Raw genomic sequence first — 17,954 nt, 5'->3', positions numbered from 1 at the left:
GCCGTGTGCCGGTGCGCGGGGGTCCTGCGCCAGTTCGTGCCGCGGTCTCGTCCGTCTCCGTAGGCTCCGACGCATGTCTGATCAGGTCCAGGCCGGAGTTCAGCACGGAAATGTGCGGGGAATTCTCGCCCGTCGGTGGTTCGCGGTCGCGGCCTCCCTGGTCTTCGCCTTCGGCTGGCTGCTGATCCCCGGAATCGGCTGGCCGATCGGCGCCGTTCTGGTCCTGTGGAGCTCGTCGTGGACCGGCGCCGAGAAGAGCTCGGCGCTCACGATCTCACTGGTCGCGGCCGCGCTGGTCGGCAGCGGAGTGGGGCTCGTCTTCGGGCTGCACGCCGTGCCGAGTTCGAGCATGACGATCTGGACCGCGGTGTGTGCCGGGCTGCTGGCGGGAGGCGTGACGAGTGTCGTTCTGGGGGTCCGGCTGTGCGCCCGGGCACTCCGCAGGCCTGCAGCGTCGGGCGACCGCTCGCTGTCCGGGGCGGCCCCTGCGCCTCGCGCGCACGACGTCAGCTGACGGGAGGGGGCGTCGGCTCCTGAGGGAGGCCGCCCTGTCTCAGCCGAGGTCGTGCGCACCCCGGCGGAGGCGAGCGCCTCGACGGCTCGAAGGGCGCAGGTCCGCCGGCGTTCTCGCGCGTCGGCAGGTTCCGCTCAGCGCCCGCCGACCCCGCTCGCGTCGTAGCGGAGCCGCACCAGCTCCGAGCCCGGCAGAACAGTCGCGTCGAGGAGGCGCAGCCCGTGCTGCGGCGCCCCGGAGTAGAGCGGCGTCCCGCCGCCCGCGAGTCCGGCGCCGACGAGGACGATCAGCTCGTCCACCAGGCCCTGCTCGAGGAGCGGATTCCAGGTGGTGCCGCTGCCGAACATCAGCAGGTCGCCCCCGTCGGCCTGCTTGAGCCGTCCGATCTCCGAAGGGCCCTGCTCCCGCGGCACGATCCGGGTGGTGGCGGCCCACGGCGCCTCCGGGTCGGGAGCCAGGGAGTCGCTGATCACCAGCGCGTCGAGCGACGTGACCAGCCGCGCGGTCTCGTGCTTCCGCTCGCCCGCCGTCCCGTCCGCGGCGACGGCGCTCCAGCTGTCCCAATTGTCGCGGAACCAGCGGCCGCCGTAGACGAGCGTGCCCGCGCGGCGCAGCAGCTCGAGGTTGTGGTCGTTGAACGCGTCCTCGAACGGCAGCGCCGAGAGGTCGTGCCCGGGCCCCTCGAAGCGGCCGTCGAGCGAGGTGAGGACGGAGACGACGAGCCTGCTCATGCGGGGGATGCTACTCAGGCGGGGGCGCCGGGCGAGGGGTTGCGCACCCCTCCTCACATCGCCGCTCCCAGCGCGTCCCGCAGCGTCGCCCGCGCCCGCGCGTGCCGGCTCCGCACGGTCGCGGCGCGGAGGGACAGGATCTCGGCCGCTTCGGCGAGGGAGAAGCCGTCCCAGTAGACGAGGGTGATGATCTCCTGGTCGACGGGCTTCAGCTGCGCGATCGCGGCGCGGACGTCCTCGGCCGCGTCGTCGGCCGGCGCGGGCGGAGTGATGCGGAGCTCCTCCGCCAGCCGCTCGACGAGCGCGCTCCTCCGGGTCGCGGTGCGGCGCTGGCCCGAGAGCACCCGCCGTGCGACGCCGAACGCCCACATCCGCGCGCGCGTCTCGTCCTCGGGGATCGACCGCTCCTTCCGCCAGAGGATCAGGAGGGTGTCGCTGAGGAGGTCCGCGGCGTCCTCGGGGCTCGCCGTCCGCCGCGCGAAGTAGCGGAGCAGGTCCGGCGCCTCCCGCTCGACCAGGGCCGTGATCTCGGCCTCCCGGTCGCGCGCGGGGGAGCGGACGACGCTGCGGGCCATCGACGGCGCCGCCTCGCCGGCGCTCATCACAGCACTCCCGTGCAGTCGGTGCTGCCGCCCAGGCCGCCGTCGCCCTCGACGATCACGCCCTCGGGGATCGTGTCGAGGATGTGGTCGTCCGCGGCGGTGATCCAGGCGCGCCAGCGGATCGTCTCGTCAGAGAGGCCGGGGCCGTCGCTGTTCATGTCCGAGGCCAGCCAAGCGGGGTCGGTCGTGTAGGCGACCGCGTCGTCGTGGATCCGCTGGCCGACGCCGCTCCAGTCCTGCGCGCGCAGGTAGTCGGTCGCGGAGGTGGTGACCTCGCGGTAGTCGATCTCGCCGTTGAAGTAGTCGATCGAGCACGACACCGCTGCGCCCGAGTCGGTGGTGTAGGTGATCGGGATCGTGAAGTCGGGGACCGAGCGGACGTCGGTGCCGGCGCTGGTCGCCAGCACGAGACCCGGGACGAGGAGGACGGGAGCCGCCAGCCACCACGCCCTCGACCGCGCGGGACGGCGGGGCGCGCGTTCGCGGGTCTCGGCGATCACGCTGTGCAGGGCGGTGCGGACGCCGGGCGCCCGGTCGTCGGTCGCGGGGTCGCTGCGGGAGAGCAGGTCGTCGAGTGTGGGTCGCGTCATCGGGTCCATCCTTCGTCGGTCGGGCGTCTACCGAGTACGTGGCCGGGTGGGGCCCGAGCGTTGCACGGGACCTGACGGGAGGAGTGAGCCGAGCCGGTCGCGCGCGCTCACTTCTTAGAACTCCTTCGCGAGGACCCGTCAAAAGGCGCCATATTCGGCTTCACCCCGGTCCTTTTCTCATCGGTTATGGCCCCGACAAGGGGGGCTCACTTCTCTATGGCGAGAGGGAGGCCGACCTATACGTTCATCTTCGGAAGCCCGCGGGGAATGCGTGCTCCCCTCCGGAGTCTGGGGCCTCCGCACTCGCTGCGACATCCGTGTCGTTCGTCGTGTCGACGTTTCGCTCATCTCCACGATCGACAACACGACTGAGAAGCAGAACCATGGCTTTCACGACCCGGCGGCGCCGCCCCTCACGGCACCGATCGCCGTCGCGCCTCGGAATGCGAGCCGTCGTCTTCGCGACGATCGGCGCTCTCCTCGTCGGCTCGTGGGGGCTCGGCGACGTCTCCGCCTCGTCTCCCGCTCAGGCCGCGAACCAGGCGGATCCGGTCGCCGGCGACGCCCCCGCTCCTCTCCCGACGCCGGTCGCACCGACACCGCCGGCAGCCCCCGAGGCCGATCCGGCACCCGCCCCGTCGACACCCGCCCCCTCGGCACCCGCGCCCTCGGCGTCCGCCCCGTCGACCTCCGCTTCTTTCGCACCCGCCGAGGCCGCGGAGTCGCCGAGTGCCACGGCGGAGGAGCCCGCTCAGGACGAGCCCGATCCCGCAGCGCCCCGCGGCGCCGCAGAGACGGAGCAGCCCGTCGAGCCGGCGCCCGCCGGATCGGCGCCCGCTCCCACGGCGGCGTCGGACGACGACCAGGAGTCGGACCGCGGCCCGCCCGCGACGGCGCGAGCAGCGGGAGGCTTCTCCACGCTCGCGGCCGGCGTCGCCGAGGCCCCGCGACAGGTGTGGACGGAGACCTTCGAGCAGGGTCTGACGACCGCACCGAGCGCGCTCACCGCCTACGCGAACGGCCGCTACACGGCAGCCACCGGCTGGTCGACCGCCACGAACTGCACCGGCGTCCTGGTCAACTACACGGCGCCGTACCCCAACGCCGCCTTCTGCCCGACCCGGCCCCTCCTCACCGTCGGCACGGGATCGTCGGCCGCACGCGAGACCCGCCGCATGGCGGACGTCCTCGGCCAGGTGGCGGCCGGAGTGCCGGGGTCCACCTCCAGCACCGCACCGGCCAACGGCTCGAACACCGGCACGCAGGCGAACCACGCCCTGGTCGAGTACCCGTACGCCGCCGTCACCGGCGGCACGACCGTCGCCCAGAGCGCCGCGGGGATCGGCGTCTCCGCTCCCGCCGCCCGCTACTACGCCGTCGGCATGAACGCCGCCGGCGGGCAGTGCGGGACGAACAACTCGTCCCTCTCCCTCAACCTGGTGTCGGGCGGGTCGACCGTCCTCACCGGATTCGCCGCACCGGTCGTGCCCTGCGCCGCGACCGGCAGCGTGTTCTACACGTCCCCGACCCTCCCGCTGGTCGGCGGGCTCGGCGCGCTCGTGGATCCCGCGCTCCCCGCCTCCGCCCGCGCCGTCGCCTACACCGGCACGAGCACCGCGCTCCTCACTCCGGCGCAGATCGCCGCAGCCCAGGTGCAGCTCGTGAACACGGTCACCGGCACGGGAAGCGCCTTCGCCGTCGACGACCTCCGCGTGCTCGACGTCACCCCCGCTCTCGATGCGGCCTTCACGCAGGCCGTGCCGACCGCGACGGTGCCGACCACGCTGACCTACACGGTCACCAACACCAGCGACCTCCTCGCGAAGGCGGACTGGCGCTTCTCGACCGCTCTCCCGGCCGGCCTCGTCGTGGCCCCGACGCCGGCTGTCGGCGGGTCCTGCACCGACGTCACCGGAACGGCGTTCGCCGTGACCGCGGCTGCCGGATCCTCCACCGTCTCGACGCTCGGCGGCGATCTCGCCGCGGGTGCGACCTCGTGCACGATCTCCGTGGACGTGGTGGCCGCCGCCGCCGGGACGTACAGCACCGGGACCACGACTCCCACCGGCCTCATCGCCTCCGCCCCCACCTCGGTGACGATCCAGGCCGCGACGACCCTCACCGTCCGGAAGAACCTGCCGGTGCGCAGCGCCACGGGCGACCAGTTCACGCTCTCGGTGCGCAGCGGCACGACCGTCCTCGCGTCGGCGACCACCACGGGCACCACCACCGGGATCCAGGCCGCGCAGATCAGCCGCCTCACCGTGCAGTCCGGAGCGACGTACACGATCGCCGAGGCGCAGACCGCGGGCGCGGGCCTGGGGTACTCCAACAGCTACGAGTGCTCGCGCGGCGGCACGGTCATCGCCTCCGGAGCATCCGCCGCCGGGTCGATCACGATCCCCAGCGAGGCGGGAGCGGAGGTGCTCTGCACCTTCACGAACACCGTGCAGACGCCGCGCCTGTTCTGCGACACCGGCCGCTTCTACTCCCTCACGGCGGCCGGCGCTCTGCAGCAGGCCGACATCGTCACGGGATCCCTGACCTCGATCGGCAGCTGGTCGGGGACCGCCGAGGCGAACGCGCTCGGCGTCGGCGCGAACGGCGCCTTCGCCTACGCGCTGGACCGCTCGTCCGACGCGACGGACGTCGACGCCGTCCTCAAGTGGACGCCGGAGGCCGGCTTCCAGAGGATCGCGAACAGCGCGTACACGACCGTGGCCGGCGGAGCGCAGGTGACCGGCAGCATCGTCGCCGGCGCGGTCGACCTCCGGACGGGCCGGTACCTGTTCGGCAGTTTCGCGAGCGGCCAGTTCTACATCTGGAGCTTCACCGAGGCCAACCCCGTCGCCACCCGGTTCGCCCTCGTCGGCTCCTTCCCCACCTCCGGAACCCCCAACGGCAACGGCGACATGGCGTTCGACGCTCGCGGCAACCTCTACGTCGTCGGCGCGGGCTCGGTCAACAACGCGAGCAGCGCCGCGATCTTCACCGTGCCGGCCGACGCCCTGGCCGCGGCGACCGGCGGCACCCTCCCGGTGAACACGTCGATCGCGAAGGCCGTGACGGGGACCGACGCCGCCTTCGCCAACATCAACGGCATCGCCTTCTCGCCGCGCGGAACCGTCTACCTCGCCAACGGCGACGTCGCCGCCGCGAACGGCGCCCCGGCGATTCCCGGCAGCGCCTACGAGTTCGACGCCACCACGTGGACCCGCGTCAGCGGCACGCCGCGCGTGAGCGTCAACGCCGTCGACCTCTCCGGCTGCTCCTCGCCGGCCACGATCACCGTGCAGAAGAGCGTGGTGGGCCGCCTGGCCGCGGCGGACCAGTTCCAGCTCACGGCCGCCGCCGGCTCCCCGGCGTCGGCGCTCGCCACGGCCACCACCACCGGCGCCACCACCGGCCGCCAGACCGCGCAGATCGGCCCCTTCCCCACTCCGATCAACAGCACGGTGACGGTCTCGGAGGCGATGGCCGCGGGCTCCGCCTCCCCGATCACCGCCTACACGAGCATCTACGAGTGCTACGCGGACGGCGTGCGGGTGAGCACGGGCTCGAACCCGACCGGCACGGTCACCCTCCCGAACCGGCTCGGCGTCAACGTCACCTGCACCTTCTTCAACTCCCCGCGCCCCGCCTCCACGGTGCGCATCACCAAGACGATCCGGGACGCCTCCGGCACGACCCGCCCCGGCGTGGACTGGACGGTGGGCACGACGGCGACGGCCACCGCCGGCACCGTCGCCCTGCTGCCGGAGCAGTCGCCCCGCCAGCAGACGGACGCGGCGGGTCAGGCCGCCTGGACCGTCTTGTTCGGCACGGAGGCGTCGCGGGCGACGCTCACCGTCTCGGAGGTGCAGCAGACGGGCTTCGCGTTCGTCAGCGGCGCCTGCACGGTCAACGGCGCCGCCCGGGCGACCACGTTCTCGCAGTCGGGGACCGTCATCAGCGCGAGCCTCACCGGCATCGCCTCCGCGGCGGTCGTCGAGTGCTCGATCGTGAACCGGCCCACGGCCTCGCTCACGCTCGTGAAGACGGTGAGCTCCGGCAGTGCGCTGCCCAGCGACTTCACGCTCAGCGCCACCGGCCCGACCGGCGCCCTGCCCGGCCCGACCGGCCGCGCGGGCTCCGCGGGCGTGTCGGCGATCCCCGTCACCCCGGGTGCCGCCTACCGGCTCGCCGAGACCGGGGGCCCCGCCACCTCCGTGCAGACCGGGCCCTGGCAGTGCCGCACCGACACCGGCGCCGTCCTCACCGTGAGCGCGGCCGGAGACGTGACCCCGACGAACGGTGCCGCCGTCACCTGCACCGTGGACAACGCCAGCGCGACGATCACCCTGGTCAAGCAGGTCCTGCGCCCCCAGACCGGCTTCCAGGCGGCCGACTGGCGCGTCACCGCGACGCCCGCCGCACTGGCCGGAGCGACGCTCCCGACGGAGACCCGGGCCGGCGCGGAGTACGCCGCCGCGGGCAACCCGGCGAGCACCTTCGAGGTGCGACCGGGCCACGGCTACACGCTGTCCGAGGCGGCGACGGATCCGACCCGCCGCCTCGCCTACCAGGAACTGCGTCTCGAGCGCCTGACCGGGACGACGTGGTCCCCGGTCGCCTCGCGGACGATCACGGCCCCCACGGCCGGTCAGACGGCGGTCTACCGCTTCGTCAACGCCCCCGTGGACCCCACACGCCTGCCGCTGACCGGTGGCGCCAGCACCGACGCGTTCCTCCTGGGCGGGGGGTCGGTGCTCACTCTCGCACTCGGCCTCCTCCTCTGGGAGCGGCGCCGGAGGCTGCGAGGCCCCTCCCGGTGACGCCCCGACCGAGAGCCCCGGCGCTCTCCCGCAGACCCCTTCCCGCACACCTTCGACTCCACGACACCAGCACTCACGACCTCAGTAGGAGAGATCACATGTCCCGCTCACTCACCAGGCGGCTCGCCGCCGCAGCCGGCGTCCTCGCGCTGAGCGCTGCGGCGGTGTTCACCGCCGTCGCGCCGGCGTCAGCGGTCACGCTGCCCGGCAACATCGACCCCACCATCAGCCGCACCCTCACCGTGCACAAGCTCGCGCTGGGCTCCAACAACGGCCAGGCGATCGGCACCGGCCAGGAGATCACGGTCCCCGGTGACGCGCTGCCCGGAGCCGTGTTCACCGCCGCGCGCGTCCAGGGCGTCGACCTCACCACGCCCGACGGCTGGAACCAGGTCGCGAACCTGACCCCGGGCACCGCGGCGACCCGCGTCACCGCCGCCGACACCTTCACCGCCACCAGCGGCACGGACGGCGAGGCCGTGTTCAATAACGGCGCGAGCATGCCGCTCGGCCTCTACCTCGTGACCGAGACCCAGCTCCCCGCCGGAGCCACCAACGGCGCGGCGCCGTTCCTCGTCACCCTGCCGTTCCCGACGGGCCCGACCGGTGCGCCGGCGAACCAGTGGATCTACGACGTCCACGTCTACCCCAAGAACGCGGTCACGGAGCTCACCAAGACGCGCGTCCCCGCGGCGGCGAACTCGGTCGAGGCGCGCAACCCCGACCTCATCCGCTGGGCCATCGCCTCGGACGTGCCGGTGCTCGCCGCCGGTGACGCGCTGGAGGCGTTCACCCTCACCGACACGCTCCCCGCCGAGCTGACCTACCTGCCGACCGGCCCGGCCGGCGTCGCGCCCACCGGCATCACCGTGACCAGCGCCGCGGGCACCGCGCCCGCACCGGCGTTCATCGCGAACACCGACTACACGCTCGGCTACGACGCCGCGACCCGGAACGTCACGCTGAACTTCTTACAGTCCGGCCTCACCAAGCTCCAGGGCCTGCAGGGCGGCGTCGTCACCCTCACGGTGCTCACCCGCGCCACCGCCATCCCGGCCAACGGCATCATCACCAACTCGGCGACGAGCGTCGTGAACGGGGCCACGGAGACGGTCACCGGCAGCACCCCGATCGGTCAGCTGACCGTGTACGCGTACCAGAACAACGGCGCCAACCGCGTGCCGCTTGCGGGTGCGGTCTACCAGGTGTTCCTCACCGAGAACGACGCCAACCTCGGCCAGAACCCGGTGTTCATCAACGGCAACCAGAACTGGACGACCGGAGCGAACGGCATCGTCGAGATCCCGATCATCACGCCGGGCAACTACTACGTCCGCGAGCTGACCCCGCCCGCCGGATTCCGTCTGCCCACCCCGGCCCAGGTGCTGACGCAGGTCGTCGCCGGACCGAGCTCGGCCACCGCGCCGATTCAGAACTACGTCGAGTTCCTCCACACCCAGGTGCCGGCGTTCGCCCTGCCCCTCACCGGTGGCGGCGCGCAGTGGTTCACCCTCGGTGGAGGCGCGCTCCTCGCCCTCGCGATCGGTTCGGGCCTGATCGCCTCGCGCCGCCGCACCGCGCTGGCTGCTCAGACCGCGGAGTAACGTCACACCATGACGAAGTCGAATGCGGGGCACCCGTCGGGTGCCCCGCATTCCTCTGTCTCCGCACCTTTTCCCCGGCGGAGGCAGCTCCACCGCCGGCCGCGGTGGCGGCTGCCGATCGCCCCGCTGGTCATCGCGCTCATCAGCCTCTCGGGAGTGGCGCTGCTGCTGTACCCCGTCGCCGCGAGCTGGCTCAGCGCCGTCGAGCAGGCGCGCGAGATCGACTCCCTCACGCAGGACATCACCGACCTCGGCGCCGAGACCCTCCGTCAGAACCTCGTCGAGGCCCGCGCCTACAACCAGAGCCTCAGCGGAGGCGGCGCGGCCGTCGCCGCGAACGAGCGCCTCCCCCTCGCCGACGACGAGCAGGTCGCCGACCGCGAGCGCTACTCCTCCCTCCTGCGCGGCGACGCCGAGGGACTGATGGCCCGGATCAGGATCCCCGCCATCGACGTGGACCTGCCGATCTTCCACGGCACGAGCGACGCCGTCCTCGAGCGCGGCGTCGGCCACCTCGAGGGCACCGCCCTGCCGGTCGGCGGCCCCTCCACCCACTCGGTGCTCACCGGCCACCGCGGCCTCGCCTCGGCCGAGCTCTTCACCCACCTCGACCGCGTCGACGTCGGCGACACCTTCACCATCGAGGTCTACGGCGAGGTGGTCACCTACCGCGTGCGCGAGACGCTGGTCGTCGAGCCGGAGGATACGCAGAGCCTCCTCGTGCAGCCCGGCCAGGACCTCCTGACCCTCGTCACCTGCACCCCGCTCGGGATCAACACCCACCGCATCCTCGTCACCGGCGAACGGGTGATCCCGACGCCGCAGTCGGACGTGGACGCGGCGGGGGAGTCGCCCGACGTCGCCGGGTTCCCGTGGTGGGCGATCGCGGCCGGAGGCGCCGTGATCGCCGCCGGGATGTACGTGTGGTGGGCAGGGCGGCCGGCGCGCGGCGCGTGGGTGCCGGTGGTGGTCGCTGAGGGAGAGCGCGACAGGGTTCCTGCGGATCGGTGAGGCGAGGGGGCGCGGATCCCCGCTGTCCTGCTCCAGTCGCCTCGGCGCCGTGCTGTCCCCGTTACCGGGATCGCGGCTGTGCCGACCCGGTCAGGCGGGGCGCCACTCCTCGAGGAACTCGGCGACCGTCTTCTGCTCGAGGTCGAGCTCGACCTGACCGAGGAGGTAGTGGGGATCGGTGAGATCGGCCTTCACGCGGATGATCTCCGCTCCGGTGTCGAGGCGGAGGACGACGAGGTCGTAGGGCGCGAGGAACCCGCTGCCCAGCGCCATGTCGATGGTGAGGCGGAGCCGCCCGAAGCGCCGCAGCTGCAACTCCGCTCGGAGGTGCTCGGCGGCGACCTCAGGGGCGTCGGGAGTGGGGTCGGGCATGGGGGAGACGGTACCGAAGCGGGGGTGGCAGGACCCTGGTCGCGCCCGGGACGGCGTTGTCGCGACGTGAGCCGCTGGTCAGTCCCGCAGGCCGACCGTCACCGCCCGGCTCTCCGGCGCCTCGATCAGGTTCTCCGCCACCGCGGCTGAGAGGTAGGACGTCGCGTCGTGCCGGCGCAGAGTGACGACCGAGGCGACGGCTCGCACCGCCAGGACGATCGGAGCGAAGCTCGGCCCTGAGGTCAACCAGTCTCCGACCGCGACGCCGACCTCGGTCATCGGGATCAGCAGAGTCATCGGATCGAGTCGCCCGCCGCCCTCGCCCTTCAGAGGGCCGGACGATCGATGCAGCTCCGTGACGCGCGCCTTGTAGGTGAGGAGCGCGTCCTCGAGCTCCCGGCTGTCCTCCGCCTCGGCGACGGCGTGCCGCACGTCCCGGAGACCGTCGATGTACCGGGCGAGCAGCTTCTCCTTGCTCTGACGGAAGGCCACGATGTCGTCGAAGGTCGCCTCCGGGTGCGGCTCGGGGATGTCGTAGAGCGTGAGGGCGAGAGCCCGTTGGTCGGTGGCGTCGTCGATCGCGAACAGCGCCTGCCGGGCCGTCGCGGTCGTGGCCACGCCGTACTGCCAGCCCTTCGCCGGGCAGAGGCGTCGGCCGCAGATCGCGAGGAGCGCGGGGACCAGGTTCTCCCTGGTCGCTCGGAACTGAGAGCCGTCGCGAGAAGCCGGTTCGAGGTGGTCGTTCGCGAGAAGCCAATGCTCCAGTTCGTAGGGGAGCTTGCGGGCGACCAGTCTGTCGGACTGCTTCCAGTCGTCGGTCGTGAAGGTGTACCGCGCAGCGGCGTCGATGCACTCGCGGACGGCGCGTTCTCGCGTGAGGTCGTCGAGATCGTCGAGATGGGCGGGAATCCACCAGCATCGCTCCTTCATCTCGGCCATGGCCTCGGTGGGTGGGAATCCTCGCGGCGCGATCGTCGAGAACCGCTCGCTCAGCAGCAGGGCCTTCTTCATCTCGGCCTCGGGCGGAACGACGAGCGGCGACAGCAGGAGGGTGTTGTCGAGCGTCTGGTGCATCGGTTCTCCAATCGTCTGGGCGGCTGGTGGGTGACGGCGCTCGTAAGGCGCTCTGTGCTTCGCGGCGTCGCTTCTCTCACGGACGCGTGGAACGGGAGCGCTCGCGCCATGCTTCTGGCCGATGCCGTGCGCACCTCTGACCCTCGCCCTCCATCTCGAGGGGGTGGTAGCCCTGAGAGTAGGGGCGATGCCTTGAGCAGGATAGGGCAGGAGCCCATGCTCTTCCGGCGGGCAGCCGCTCCCCGAGGTACTTGGTGACCGTCTCGTCTCGAGGTCGAACTCGACCTGGCCGTGGAGGTAGTAGGCGTCGGTAAGGTCGGCCTTGCTTTCATGCGGATGATCTCCGCTCCGGTGTCGCGGCGGAGGGCGACGAAGTCGTAGGGCGCGAGGATCCCGCTGTTCAACGCCATGCCGATGATCGCCCAAAGTGCCTCGGCTGCAGCTCGGCTTGGAGGTGCTCGGCGGCGTCCTCGGGGACATCGGGAGTTAGGTCGGGCATGGGGCAGACGGGACCGAACCGATCGGAGGGATCCATGGAAGGAGATCACGACCATGCAGCCGATTGGCCCGCCCTGCTCGGCTGCTCAGCGATCTGGGCCGGCGGGAGGAGCCGGATCTCTCGGCTACGGCATCAACCATCACTACATCCGCCGTCGACGTCGAGGTGAGGGGACACACGCCGGCGCTGCGCAAGCCGGCGTCGTTGAGGAGTGGCAGGGCGCGGTAGCTCCCCAGCGGGCTCGAGCGGGAGTAGCGGGCACGGAGGCGCAACTGCCGATAGCGGAAGCCGACCTGCCCGATCGCGCGAACGACGCCCGCAGTCAGGATGCTGCTCGAGAAACCCTCGGCGCCTCCGACGTTGACAACGGTCGCGCCGTAGTGGCTGCACCCCTCGGAAAGCGCGCAAACGACTACGACCTCGACGCGGCAGCCGGTGTCGCCGCCAACGCGCATCACGACAGGCTGCGCGAACTCGCGGCAGACGCACGCCGTCAGGCACAGCTCTTCCGCGACGACGCCCCGAGCGAGCCCCAGGACGCCGCGGAGAGCCGGAGCACAGCGGCTGGCCCAGAGGAATGGAACGCAGCGACCTTGGGCGCTGATGCACCACCATGCAAAGAAGGGAAGCATCAGTCGGCTTGTTTCCTTCTGTGATGTCCTCCCGCGCCGCCACTTCGGTGGCCCCGATACTTGATTGAGTCCTCACAAGCGCCGTGCTGTGCAGCGACAACCTAGATCAAGCCGCGAGCAAAAGCCAAATGGTCGACACAGCGTTTATTACCATGTCGGCATTCGGAAGAGCCGTCCATCTTCGCCCTCATCGTGAAGTAGAGCGATGACGTCCGAAGAATGAAGCGTATCTCCATCGCCATTTACCGCATCCGGTAGGTCACTGTCGAGCACTGAGATTATTGGCTGCAGGCCGAAATCAGCATACTCGCGGAGCACGCGAATCAGATTCTCTCTCTTGCGAGGTTCTAGCTGTTCCAAGGCGCCATCATGATAAACAAATCGAGGAAATTGCGTGTCTGAGTACGCTCGTAGCATGGCAAGATCGAACGCGATGCAGAGTAGTTTTTTATAGGAAGTGCCTTTGTCCCCACTAGTAGCGGTTCCCTGGTTTCCGACAAATTCAGCCGTAAAATCGATACCACCCGAACTATTTAGTTTGATCGCGAGAATAGCGTTCTGGCCCAAAACGTCAAGAACAATTTGGCTGAAGAAGCCACGCAAGCGACCGAAACGCGAAGTTTCGTCCCGGCTGACTTCGTCTCTTTCTTCTTCGACAACTGTCTCGAGATGGCCAAATTCTTCTTGTAAAGTACGGTGTTGCTGCCGCAGCTCTTGAATTCGAGCTGCAGCCTCACGTCGCGCCTCGAGCGAATTAAGATCCGCTTGTACGCGCGTCAGCTCTTTAGAAAGATCGCGAAATTTTGCAAGGGACTCCGACTCGCGCAGGAAGCCGAGGGACGCCGCGCGCTGAGCGTTTAGTGTGACGAGTGACGCGTTTACTGCGGTCAGATCCGCTCGGGCGCCTTCCAGCTGAACTTGTAAAGAATCGCGCCGTTCTTCTGTAATTGCACGATTAAATCGTACAAGTTGCGTGTAGCTTTTTGTCAAAGCATCGGGAAACAAGACTCCAGCCTCGGCAAATAGCGTTTCAGAGGCTTCGGTACTAAAGAGGATCCGTTCGCCTTCGAGCGACTGTTCAATGCGTCTTATCAGCTGACTAAGCTGATAAGATTGTTCGTTCAGTCCCGCGATACTCGATTCGATTTCTTCGACGATATGTCCGGTTATAATGCGATCCTCGGTGTTGAAATCGAACGACTCCAGTACTGCGCTTTTCGCTTGAGCATCGCGGCGTCTGACTGAGATTAAACCGTCGATAACAGACAGGTCCATTGTTGCGCCGCCGAGTTCGGTCCGCAACGCGCTGAGATGCGTAGCCGCTTGATTGAGTTCTTCCCGTTTTGCATACAGCGCCGCGACACTTCCAGAGGACATTCCCAACAATTGCGCAACGAAGGGCTTCCAATCGTGATGTTTGCCGGAGAATTTTCCTAGCTGGAACACGTCGAGGTAGTCGGCCTGGGATCGAAACAGATACCCAACGAGCTTGCGGTAGTCGTAAGGCCGCAAAACATCAATTGAAAAGTATCCGTCGAGGAGCAGTCGCGCTCGATCAAAGGGGACGTTGGAGTGGCTCCAGGATTCGACAGGCGTTGACGAGGCATCCTGTGTAGAGCTTTCACTCTTCAGGAACCATGCGCGCGAACCGGGATTCACTGGACGCGCGACCGTGAGGAAAGAAGTGTCGTCGAGCTGCAGCTCTAGATAAAAAGTGAACTCACCGAACAGATCCTCGCGCTTGAAAAGAAAAAATGTCGAGGACTTTCTCCTGAGTAGTAGGAAATCGATAAGTTCACCGATGGTCGTCTTCCCGAGATTGTGCGTGTCGAGCTGACGATTTGCAGGCACCCGAATCTCAGCGACCACTGCGGAGATACCGTCGTTAAAGACGATAGGTGCGAAAATCTCCGACTGATTTGAGTACAAGCGGATGAGTTTCATTGTGGACCCACATATTCGAAGGCGTCGCTGACACCGTGGTAGGTAACAAGACCGAGCAAGTAAAGAAAGCTCATTGCGGGCATCATCAGATATTCGACACCGCGCACCTTCGATGCCAAAGCATCTCTGAGCTCATCGAACCGTAGTATCCGGTTGTCACGGAGTGTATCGAGTGCGACTGTCGCTGCGGCGAGAACTGTCCCGTCGGGGTGGGCGTGCTTAGTCGGCGTTAGCATCGATACCCTTTCCAATATCGCAGTGCCAGTACATGTAAAATAGCATCGCTCTAGTCAGTCGGCGATTGCCCGACAGGACGCCGTCACGTGCAATCATCGTGTCAATAAGGTGATTAAATACAGCGTCAAAATTGGTATTTTCGGTGCGCACCGCAATGATCTTCAGCTGTAGTTCCTCGACTGCGCCCTGGTAGCGGTTCAGTGCTAGTTCATTCGCAGGGTCCGCAAGAAAGTCGTCAATTTGTCGCGTCAGCGCGAGGTAGTTGCGCTGTAGCGTTCTCGCGAATTCTTCCGACATGTTATTCAGTCGGTTTTTCTCCTTGTACGTAGTTCGTTCGATGTCGCTGGCGGGCGAAGGAGGTGAGAGGGCGTTCAACTCCTCAGCTAGCGCGAGGATCACTTCGGCGAGGTCGTAACTCGATACAAGCAGCGGGCCCTCAAGGGGATCGATACGAGCTAGTCCTATCACGTCCGGAAATTGATGCAGCATGTCATCTAGATACTCAATTCCGACGAGGAAAATCTGTTCGCGCGGTATTCCGGTTTCTACTGCAATTCGATCCGCTATTGTGGACGCCGTGACGCCACCCAGCCGGCGATTGGCAACGAGGAAGTAATTTGTGAGCTCGCCAGCTACGACAAGCTTCTTTATCCTGGGAATTTCTTCGCTTAGCACGGAACTCTCAGCAGTGCTGCTGAAAATTGCGTCGTTGTAATGAGTATTTGTTGCATTTGTATGTTTAGCCTGGAAAACCGTTACGCCAGTCCAAGGTTGTGCGGCACTTGGGAACTGCGTTGCTGGCGAGCTGAATCTTGCGTCACGACCACCGTCGGGGCCAGCTGCAAATGCCTGGACGCCAATTCCAAACAGCTTGCGCGCGATCTGGACTACCAGTCGTTCGAACTGAACGTCGTCCAAGTCCTCGTACGGGTAAGCCATATTTCGAGCATACGCGGAGTTGGCTATGTGGAGCGTCTGGCATGCCGGAAGCGGGTGAGGAGCTGAGGCGCATTAGGTGAGCGATGCTCATTGGCGAGGGAGGGGCGTCCTCGAAAACGTGCGTTTTGTGCGAAGCGTTCAGGGGCTGGCCTGTCAAGCGCGAGACGCCCGAGCAAGGCACGCCCCCTCACCTCCTTACTTCCGCCGGTTCAGCACCTTCGTCCCCACCCCCGCGATCGCCGCACCCGCGATCGGCGCCACGATGAACACCCACACCTGCCCCAGCGCGTCCGGCCCCGCGAACACCGCCGCAGCGATCGACCGCGCCGGGTTCACCGACGTGTTGCTCACCGGGATGCTGATCAGGTGCACAAGCGTCAGCGTGAAGCCGATGGCCAGCGGTGCGACGGCCTTGTACTCGCTCTTGGCTGTGACGGAAAGGATGACGGCGACGAAGACGGCGGTCAGGACGATCTCGGTCAGCAGGACCGCGCCGAGGCCGAAGCCGCCGGGGGAGGCGGCGCCGTAGCCGTTGGAGGCGAAGCCGGAGTCGCGGGCGGCGGCGAGGTAGCCGGCGGGGCCGTCGGCGGCGACGAGGAAGACCATTCCGGCTCCGACGAGTCCGCCGAGGATCTGGCTGACGATGTAGCCGGGGATGTGCTTCCACTCGGTGCGGCCGGCGATGGCGAGGCCGACGCTGACGGCGGGGTTGAAGTGGCCGCCGGAGATGTGGCCGACGGCGTAGATGCCGGCCATCACGGTGAGGCCGAAGGCGAGGGCGACACCGAGGAAGCCGACTCCGAGCGCGTTGCCGGAGTCGGGGAAGGCGGAGGCGAAGACCGCGGTGCCGACGCCGCCGGCGACCAGGAGGAACGTGCCGAACGCCTCTGACGCGTAGCGCGCTCCGGCCGAGTACTGCTCGGCGTGCTCGGTGCGCTGCTCGCTCGTGGTGCGGCTGGCGGTGTGGGGGCGGGCCATGGTCGTTCTCTCTCTCTCTCTCTCTCGGGTCGGGGGAGTGCCTGCGGAGTCACCGGGCACCGGGACACTCCAGCACCAGGCGGACGCGCCGGGACCGGGACGCGGAGGGCTCTCAGACTCCGTCGCTCGACGGTTCCGTGAGCGGCCTGGAGCCACTCGCTCGACGGCCATCCCGGGCGCCCATGCACAGGCGTCCGACACCGTAGCGACCGGCCGACGCGTGCACGTCCCAGCACCGGGGACAGGCGGGAAACAGGCTCCAGGTGGCACGAGCGCCGCCCCACCCACCTCCCTCTTCTCCTCCGCGCATCCCCCTGCTACGGTGCTCTGAACCGGTTTACAAAACCGGTTCAGATGCGGCGACGAGCGAAGGAGCTCCCATGGCGGGCAGACCGACGATCCTCGACGTCGCACGTGAGGCCGGCGTGAGCAAGGCGCTCGTCTCGTTCGCGCTCAACGACCGGCCGGGCGTCTCGCCCGACTCCCGCGAGCGGATCCTCCGTGTCGCCGCCGAGCTCGGCTATCGGCCCAGCCTCACGGCCCGCTCCCTCTCCACCAGCGTCTCGTTCGCGGTGGGCCTCGTCGTGGCGCGCGACCCGGCGGTCATCGCGGCCGACCCGTTCTTCCCCTCCTTCATCTCGGGGGTCGAGCGGGTGCTCGCCGAGCGCGGCCGCGTGCTGGTGCTCAGCGTCGTCGACCCGGGCGCCTCCGAGGAGGCCGTCTACCGCACGCTCGCGGCCGACCGCCGCGTCGACGGGGTGTTCCTCACCGACCTCCGGCAGGACGACTCCCGGCCGGCGCTGCTCGCCGAGCTGCAGATCCCGGCCGTCACGCTCGGGCGACTCGAGGGCTCCTCCTCACCCGCCGTCGTGATGGACGACTCCGCGGGCATCGCCGACGCCGTCCGGCACCTGGCGGAGCTCGGCCACCGCCGCATCGCCCACGTCGCCGGGCCCGACCACCTGCTCCACTCCTCCCGCCGCCGCGAGGCCTTCACAGAAGCCTGCACGGTGGTGGGACTCGAACCCACCACCCCCATCGCTACCGACTTCAGCCCGCAGCAGGGGGCGGAGGCTACCGAGCGCCTCCTCGACAGCCCGACTCCGCCCACCGCGATCGTCTTCGGCAACGATCCGATGGCCATCGCCGGGCTCGGCGTCGCGCACGCCCGCGGGCTCCGGCTCCCCGACGACCTCTCGATCACGGGCTTCGACGACTCCGAGATCGCCGCCCACGTCTACCCGTCGCTGACCTCGGCCCGCACGCGCCCCGCGCGCTGGGGCGAGGAGGCCGCCCGCACGCTGCTCGACCTCATCGAGTCCGGCAGCGCCCCCGACGTCGACCTCGAGCCCGCCGGGCTCGTGGTGCGCCACTCGACCGCTCCTCCGCGGCCGTCGACCCACTGAAGACGCG

The 17,954-nt window shown here is 68.7% G+C and carries 14 protein-coding genes; 5 read left to right on the top strand and 9 right to left on the bottom strand.

Going from position 1 to position 17,954, the window contains the following annotated elements; genetic code table 11:
- The first annotated feature begins 73 nt into the window (after positions 1 to 73).
- Positions 74 to 514: a hypothetical protein gene (locus tag C5C49_RS06160; protein WP_146084858.1), complete on the top strand. Its 441-nt coding sequence runs from the start codon at positions 74 to 76 to the stop codon at positions 512 to 514.
- Positions 515 to 648: 134 nt separating this feature from the next.
- Here C5C49_RS06160 and C5C49_RS06155 read toward each other — a convergent pair whose 3' ends face one another.
- Genes C5C49_RS06155 through C5C49_RS06145 form a run of 3 tightly spaced genes read right to left on the bottom strand, consistent with a single transcriptional unit; the run spans position 649 to position 2,437 of the window.
- Positions 649 to 1,245 (bottom strand): dihydrofolate reductase family protein, encoded by a 597-nt coding sequence (locus tag C5C49_RS06155; RefSeq protein ID WP_104345703.1) that lies wholly within the window; start codon positions 1,243 to 1,245, stop codon positions 649 to 651.
- A gap of 53 nt (positions 1,246 to 1,298) precedes the next feature.
- Entirely contained in the window at positions 1,299 to 1,847 is a 549-nt protein-coding gene (locus tag C5C49_RS06150) for an RNA polymerase sigma factor (RefSeq protein ID WP_208543336.1), read from the bottom strand.
- The gene (locus C5C49_RS06145; protein ID WP_104345702.1) at positions 1,847 to 2,437 is read right to left on the bottom strand and encodes a hypothetical protein; all 591 of its coding nucleotides are present in this window, start codon (positions 2,435 to 2,437) and stop codon (positions 1,847 to 1,849) included. The genes C5C49_RS06150 and C5C49_RS06145 overlap by 1 nt, the downstream gene beginning before the upstream one ends.
- 383 nt (positions 2,438 to 2,820) lie before the next feature.
- Here C5C49_RS06145 and C5C49_RS06140 point away from each other — a divergent pair, with 383 nt between their 5' ends.
- The 3 genes from C5C49_RS06140 to C5C49_RS06130 all read left to right on the top strand — a co-directional run bounded on the left by C5C49_RS06140 (position 2,821) and on the right by C5C49_RS06130 (position 9,866).
- Positions 2,821 to 7,251, top strand: coding sequence for an LPXTG cell wall anchor domain-containing protein (locus tag C5C49_RS06140; protein ID WP_146084857.1), 4,431 nt, complete (start codon positions 2,821 to 2,823; stop codon positions 7,249 to 7,251).
- A gap of 98 nt (positions 7,252 to 7,349) precedes the next feature.
- The gene (locus C5C49_RS06135) at positions 7,350 to 8,855 is read left to right on the top strand and encodes a SpaH/EbpB family LPXTG-anchored major pilin (RefSeq protein ID WP_104261673.1); all 1,506 of its coding nucleotides are present in this window, start codon (positions 7,350 to 7,352) and stop codon (positions 8,853 to 8,855) included.
- A 156-nt stretch (positions 8,856 to 9,011) separates the two neighbouring features.
- Positions 9,012 to 9,866: a class C sortase gene (locus tag C5C49_RS06130; protein ID WP_258068399.1), complete on the top strand. Its 855-nt coding sequence runs from the start codon at positions 9,012 to 9,014 to the stop codon at positions 9,864 to 9,866.
- Positions 9,867 to 9,956: 90 nt separating this feature from the next.
- Here the strand turns inward: C5C49_RS06130 and C5C49_RS06125 are convergent, their stop codons facing one another.
- The 6 genes from C5C49_RS06125 to aqpZ form a co-directional block, all read right to left on the bottom strand.
- On the bottom strand, positions 9,957 to 10,238 hold the full coding sequence (locus C5C49_RS06125; protein ID WP_104345700.1) for a hypothetical protein: 282 nt from the start codon (positions 10,236 to 10,238) through the stop codon (positions 9,957 to 9,959).
- 78 nt (positions 10,239 to 10,316) lie between these two features.
- Positions 10,317 to 11,312, bottom strand: coding sequence for a hypothetical protein (locus tag C5C49_RS06120; RefSeq protein ID WP_104345699.1), 996 nt, complete (start codon positions 11,310 to 11,312; stop codon positions 10,317 to 10,319).
- A 1,278-nt stretch (positions 11,313 to 12,590) separates the two neighbouring features.
- Positions 12,591 to 14,387 (bottom strand): DUF2326 domain-containing protein, encoded by a 1,797-nt coding sequence (locus tag C5C49_RS06110; RefSeq protein WP_104345697.1) that lies wholly within the window; start codon positions 14,385 to 14,387, stop codon positions 12,591 to 12,593.
- A complete protein-coding gene (locus C5C49_RS17520; protein WP_104345696.1) occupies positions 14,384 to 14,623 on the bottom strand; it encodes an ABC-three component system middle component 8 in 240 nt (79 codons plus the stop codon). Before C5C49_RS17520 ends, C5C49_RS06110 begins: the two co-directional genes overlap by 4 nt.
- The gene (locus C5C49_RS16730) at positions 14,607 to 15,563 is read right to left on the bottom strand and encodes an ABC-three component system protein (RefSeq protein ID WP_146084856.1); all 957 of its coding nucleotides are present in this window, start codon (positions 15,561 to 15,563) and stop codon (positions 14,607 to 14,609) included. The genes C5C49_RS17520 and C5C49_RS16730 overlap by 17 nt, the downstream gene beginning before the upstream one ends.
- 195 nt (positions 15,564 to 15,758) lie before the next feature.
- Entirely contained in the window at positions 15,759 to 16,541 is a 783-nt protein-coding gene (aqpZ, locus tag C5C49_RS06100) for an aquaporin Z (protein ID WP_104345695.1), read from the bottom strand.
- 380 nt (positions 16,542 to 16,921) lie between these two features.
- Here aqpZ and C5C49_RS06095 point away from each other — a divergent pair, with 380 nt between their 5' ends.
- Positions 16,922 to 17,947, top strand: coding sequence for a LacI family DNA-binding transcriptional regulator (locus C5C49_RS06095; RefSeq protein WP_104345694.1), 1,026 nt, complete (start codon positions 16,922 to 16,924; stop codon positions 17,945 to 17,947).
- Positions 17,948 to 17,954 lie beyond the last annotated feature (7 nt).

This window comes from Rathayibacter sp. AY1E2 (assembly GCF_002932325.1).
In the GTDB taxonomy this organism is placed as follows: Bacteria; Actinomycetota; Actinomycetes; order Actinomycetales; family Microbacteriaceae; genus Rathayibacter.
Note: the sequence above shows the minus strand (reverse complement) of the source record. Positions and strands in the feature narration are given on the sequence as shown.

Bases quoted from the DNA above. Each gene is read 5' to 3' on its own strand.
- C5C49_RS06160 (WP_146084858.1), top strand. From the start codon at position 74: ATGTCTGATCAGGTCCAGGCCGGAGTTCAGCACGGAAATGTGCGGGGA.
- C5C49_RS06155 (WP_104345703.1), bottom strand. From the start codon at position 1,245: ATGAGCAGGCTCGTCGTCTCCGTCCTCACCTCGCTCGACGGCCGCTTC.
- C5C49_RS06150 (WP_208543336.1), bottom strand. From the start codon at position 1,847: ATGAGCGCCGGCGAGGCGGCGCCGTCGATGGCCCGCAGCGTCGTCCGC.
- C5C49_RS06145 (WP_104345702.1), bottom strand. From the start codon at position 2,437: ATGACGCGACCCACACTCGACGACCTGCTCTCCCGCAGCGACCCCGCG.
- C5C49_RS06140 (WP_146084857.1), top strand. From the start codon at position 2,821: ATGGCTTTCACGACCCGGCGGCGCCGCCCCTCACGGCACCGATCGCCG.
- C5C49_RS06135 (WP_104261673.1), top strand. From the start codon at position 7,350: ATGTCCCGCTCACTCACCAGGCGGCTCGCCGCCGCAGCCGGCGTCCTC.
- C5C49_RS06125 (WP_104345700.1), bottom strand. From the start codon at position 10,238: ATGCCCGACCCCACTCCCGACGCCCCTGAGGTCGCCGCCGAGCACCTC.
- C5C49_RS06120 (WP_104345699.1), bottom strand. From the start codon at position 11,312: ATGCACCAGACGCTCGACAACACCCTCCTGCTGTCGCCGCTCGTCGTT.
- C5C49_RS06110 (WP_104345697.1), bottom strand. From the start codon at position 14,387: ATGAAACTCATCCGCTTGTACTCAAATCAGTCGGAGATTTTCGCACCT.
- C5C49_RS17520 (WP_104345696.1), bottom strand. From the start codon at position 14,623: ATGCTAACGCCGACTAAGCACGCCCACCCCGACGGGACAGTTCTCGCC.
- C5C49_RS16730 (WP_146084856.1), bottom strand. From the start codon at position 15,563: ATGGCTTACCCGTACGAGGACTTGGACGACGTTCAGTTCGAACGACTG.
- aqpZ (WP_104345695.1), bottom strand. From the start codon at position 16,541: ATGGCCCGCCCCCACACCGCCAGCCGCACCACGAGCGAGCAGCGCACC.
- C5C49_RS06095 (WP_104345694.1), top strand. From the start codon at position 16,922: ATGGCGGGCAGACCGACGATCCTCGACGTCGCACGTGAGGCCGGCGTG.